Source organism: Streptomyces pathocidini, assembly GCF_001418495.1.
GTDB classification, from domain to species: Bacteria; Actinomycetota; Actinomycetes; order Streptomycetales; family Streptomycetaceae; genus Streptomyces; species Streptomyces pathocidini.
Genome location: NZ_LIQY01000178.1, coordinates 1 through 4,660, shown reverse-complemented (window position 1 = coordinate 4,660; position 4,660 = coordinate 1). Strand labels below are relative to the sequence as shown.

General features: G+C 74.8%; 3 protein-coding genes. 2 read left to right on the top strand and 1 reads right to left on the bottom strand.

Annotation, left to right across the window (positions count from 1 at the left end; genetic code table 11):
- Positions 1 to 173: 173 nt before the first annotated feature.
- Both cobA and AOK16_RS10665 read left to right on the top strand, forming a co-directional pair.
- Positions 174 to 1,493 (top strand): uroporphyrinogen-III C-methyltransferase, encoded by a 1,320-nt coding sequence (gene cobA, locus AOK16_RS10670; RefSeq protein WP_079101242.1) that lies wholly within the window; start codon positions 174 to 176, stop codon positions 1,491 to 1,493.
- Positions 1,494 to 1,565: 72 nt separating this feature from the next.
- Positions 1,566 to 2,381 carry a TrmH family RNA methyltransferase gene (locus tag AOK16_RS10665; protein WP_055472009.1) on the top strand — a complete coding sequence of 272 codons (816 nt, stop codon included), beginning with the start codon at positions 1,566 to 1,568 and terminating at the stop codon, positions 2,379 to 2,381.
- 229 nt (positions 2,382 to 2,610) lie between these two features.
- On the opposite strand, the gene AOK16_RS10660 is transcribed toward AOK16_RS10665, so the two are convergent.
- Positions 2,611 to 4,059 carry a serine/threonine-protein kinase gene (locus AOK16_RS10660; RefSeq protein ID WP_079101241.1) on the bottom strand — a complete coding sequence of 483 codons (1,449 nt, stop codon included), beginning with the start codon at positions 4,057 to 4,059 and terminating at the stop codon, positions 2,611 to 2,613.
- Positions 4,060 to 4,660: the final 601 nt, after the last annotated feature.

Here is a 4,660-nt window from a genome sequence, read left to right as displayed (position 1 = left end):
GGCACAACGGGGCCACCGGCCCGTGCTCGCGCACGTCGGGCCCCAACAGGATGGCCGCAGGCCCCGGCTCACTCCCGCCACGTAGGGTTGGCGGAGAAGGCCGCTCCCGGCGGCCACTCCCGCCGCTCCACCGCCGCAGCGGCCCAACCCCCGCCCGGAGGGCCACCGCAGCCATGACAGACAAGCCACGCGCAGCGACCCCGGCGGCCCGGACGACCCAGGAGGTCCCGGCGACCAGGGAGACCGGAGACGCCCGGGAGGCCCAAGGGGCCTATCCCGTCGGCCTGCGCCTGGCCAACCGCAGGGTGGTCGTCCTCGGCGCCGGCCAGGTCGCCCAGCGCCGCCTCCCCGCCCTCCTCGCCGCCGGTGCCGACGTGACGCTGATCGCCCCGTCGGCGACCCCGTCCGTGGAGGCCATGGCGGAGGCGGGCGAGCTGCGCTGGGAGCGCCGCCGCTACCGCGAGGGCGACCTCGCGGACGCCTGGTACGCGCTGATCAGCACCGACGACCCGGCGGCCAACGCCGCCGCCTCCGCCGAGGCCGAGGCGAACCGCGTCTGGTGCGTGCGCAGCGACGACGCCGAGGCGGCGACCGCCTGGACCCCGGCCACCGGCCGCAGCGAGGGCGTGACCGTGGCCGTCCTCACCGGCCGCGACCCCCGCCGCTCCGCGGCCGTGCGGGACGCGGTCGTCGAAGGGCTGCGCGACGGCACGATCGCGGCCCCCCGCCACCGCTCCCGTACCCCCGGCGTGGCCCTGGTCGGCGGTGGCCCGGGCGACCCGGACCTGATCACCGTGCGCGGCCGCAGGCTCATCGCGGAGGCGGATGTCGTGATCGCCGACCGCCTCGGCCCGCGCGACCTCCTGGACGAACTCCCGCCGCACGTCGAGGTGATCGACGCGGCCAAGATCCCGTACGGCCGCTTCATGGCGCAGGAGGCCATCAACAGCGCGCTGATCGAGCACGCGAAGGCGGGCAGGGCCGTCGTACGCCTCAAGGGCGGTGACCCGTTCGTCTTCGGCCGCGGCATGGAGGAGGCCGAGGCCCTGGCGGAGGCGGGCATTCCGTGCACGGTGGTGCCCGGCGTCTCCAGCGCGATCAGCGTGCCGGGAGCGGCGGGCATCCCCGTCACCCACCGTGGCGTGGCCCACGAGTTCACGGTCGTCAGCGGCCATGTCGCCCCCGACGACCCGCGCTCGCTGGTCGACTGGCAGGCCCTGGCCCGGCTGCGCGGCACGCTCGTGCTGCTGATGGCCGTCGAGCGGATCGGCGCCATCGCCGAGGCGCTCATCGCGTACGGGCGCTCGCCGCAGACCCCGGTCGCGGTCGTCCAGGAGGGCACGACGGCCGCCCAGCGCCGCGTGGACGCCACCCTGGCCACCGTGGGGGAGACGGTACGGGCCGAGGGCGTACGGCCACCGGCCGTCGTGGTGATCGGCGAGGTCGTCGCGGTCGGCGCGAGGACCACCGGCCGCGAGCCCGCCGACTCGTAGGCACCGCGTCCCTCGTACCCCAACCCACCCGGGCCCGTTGGCACCACATCAAGGACAAGGCAGTATCACCCTGTGGCTGATCTCATCACCGTCGACGATCCCGACGACCCGCGGCTGCGCGACTACACGGGCCTGACGGACGTGGAACTCCGGCGCAAACGCGAGCCCGCCGAGGGGCTGTTCATCGCGGAGGGCGAGAAGGTGATCCGGCGCGCCAAGCACGCCGGGTACGAGATGCGCTCGATGCTGCTCTCGGCCAAGTGGGTCGACGTGATGCGCGATGTGATCGACGAAGTCCCGGCCCCCGTCTACGCGGTGAGCCCCGAGCTCGCCGAGCGGGTGACCGGCTACCACGTCCACCGCGGCGCCCTCGCCTCCATGCAGCGCAAGCCGCTGCCCACCGCGGAGGAACTGCTCGCGCGTACGCGCCGGGTGGTGGTGATGGAAGCGGTCAACGACCACACCAACATCGGCGCCATCTTCCGCAGCGCCGCCGCGCTTGGCATGGACGCCGTACTGCTCTCCCCGGACTGCGCCGACCCGCTCTACCGCCGGTCGGTGAAGGTCTCCATGGGCGCGGTCTTCTCGGTGCCCTACGCGCGCCTGGAGACCTGGCCGCGCGGCCTGGAGTCGGTGCGCGAGGCCGGGTTCGCCCTGCTCGCCCTGACCCCGGACGAGAAGGCCGCCGCCATCGACGAGGCCGCCCCGCAACGGCTGGAGCGGGTGGCGCTGATGCTCGGCGCGGAGGGCGAGGGCCTGTCGCGGCAGGCGCTGGTCGCCGCGGACGAGTGGGTCCGCATCCCGATGGCCCACGGCGTCGACTCGCTGAACGTCGGCGCCGCAGCCGCGGTCGCCTTCTACGCGGTGGCGGGCCACCCCCACGCCTGAGCCCGGCGCCCCCACAACTCCCGCGACCCCGCCCCACAACTCTCGTGAGCCCGTCTCACAACTGCCGTGAGTCCGGCCCACAACTGCCGTGAAGCCGGCAGACGATTGCTGTGAGTCCAGCCGGGCATCGGTCCGCCACAGGCGCCCCACGGTGGCGTGGCCCGCGACGCCGGACACCGACGGCCCGGCACCTCCGTGGGCGGCTCAACCGTCGCGAATCCGGCGGGCCTCAGTCCGCCGCGGCTCCTCGCGGTGGTGTGGCCGTGTCGGGGACCGGACTGGTGGGTGCGTCGGCGATCCCGCTTGAGGACGTGTCGGTCGGGCCGTGCGGGGCGGTCGGCGCCCCGCCGGCCCCCAACCCCAGCCCGTTCATGGGCCCCTGGCAGCCTTGCGCCGCCGCGATGCCCAGCGCCACGAGCAGCGTGACCACCACGAAGACGATCAGCCGCTGTCGCAGCAGCCGCCGGTTGACTCCGGGCCGCCGCCCGCCGGGCCCCGGCCGCGACGCCGTGTTGCGCGCCCCTGTGGGGTGGCGCGAACCGGTGTTCCGGGAACCCCCCGTGCGCGGCCCGGGGTTCCGCACCGGTGTGGTGCGCCCACCCGGCCGCGTGCCACTGTTCCGCCCCCCGTCGCGCGCCACCGGCGTGCGAGGTCCGGAGCGCGCCCCCGGCATACGCGAGGTCGAGCCTCCCGTACGCGGCCCGGACGGGCGCGGAGTCTGGCCGCGGGGTGCCGGCGTGCCCGCCGGGCCCCGCTCCGTGCGCTGCCGCGCGTACTCCTCCGCCGCAGCGCCCGACGGCCGCTCGACCTCCCGGCGCGGCGCCGGCGGACGGACCTCCGCGACCATGCCGTGCGCCTCGCGCGCCGCGATCTCCTTGAGCCGCAGCGACAGCTGGAGCGTGCTCGGCCGCTCCTGCGGATCCTTGGCCAGACAGGCCTGTACGAGGGGGGCGAGCGCGTCCGGCACCCCGTGCAGCTGCGGCTCCTCGTGCACGACGCGGTAGAGCATGACTTCCGAACTGCCGTGCCCGAACGGCGAGTCGCCGGTCGAGCAGTAGGCCAGCGTCGCGCCGAGCGCGAACACGTCCGTCGCCGGTGTGACGGCCGCGCCGCGCACCTGCTCGGGCGCGAGGAAGCCGGGCGAACCCACCGCCGTACCGACGTGCGTCAGCGTGCTGGCGCCCGTGGCCCAGGCGATGCCGAAGTCGATGATCCGCGGGCCCTTGGGGGAGAGGAGGATGTTCGACGGCTTGAGGTCGCGGTGCACAACCCCCGCCTCGTGCACGGCCACCAGCCCCTCGGCCAGGGCCGCGCCGACCGACGCGGTACGGGCCGCGGACAGCGGCCCCTCCTCGGACACCTTGTCGTGCAGCGAGGGCCCCGGCACGTACTGGGTGGCGAACCACGGCCGGTCCGCGTCCAGATCGGCGGCCACCAGGCGGGCCGTGCAGCCGCCGCGGATCCGCCGGGCCGCCGACACCTCGCGCGCGAAGCGGGACCGGAACTCCTGGTCCTCGGCGAGGTCCGGCCGGATCACCTTCAGCGCGACCCGCTGCCCGCGCCGGTCCGAGCCGAGGTACACCACGCCCATGCCGCCGGCGCCCAGCCGCCTGTGGAGCCTGAACGAGCCGACGACACGCGGGTCCTCGCGCCGGAGCCGCATCATCGCCATGTCCATCCCCGCTGCCCGGTCCGTCTGACGTGGCACAGCTTACGGATTGGCGGCCTGGTGTGCTCATAGGCCGCGCATGCGTCGGGGGACGGATTGTCAGTGGCGGGTGGCAGGCTCGAAGAGCGGGCGGGAGCGGCCGGTTCGGTGTTCCCGGCCCGCGGGCGGGCGTTCAACAGCCCGTCAGGGGGACGGATTTGAAGGGGGATTGGCGATGGCGGGAGCCGAAGCGGCGGTGACCGGCAGGTGTCCGGGAGGCGCAGGAAGACCCGTACGAGGTACGGGTGATGGGCGCGGAGACGGGGTGCCGCCATCGGCCGGCCATGCGGTGGGGGAGCCGTTCGCAGTGATCGAAGTCACCCTCCGCAAAGGCTTGCCATAGAGGCGCCCGGCCGGGTCGGTGCGCCGTCCCTTCAGGGAAGACCCGGGGACATGAGGAGCGCTCTCCACCCAGGGGAGTACGCCCGTCATCCCGGCGTCATCCTCCGGGCTACCCGGCATTCGGTACGAGGGCATGAGGACCAGGCCTGTTCGCGCCCCTAGTGTTGAGGTCAAGCGGCGGGCGCAGCACTCGTCCCCCGAGGTCAGATGCCCGCCGCTTGACCTCAAC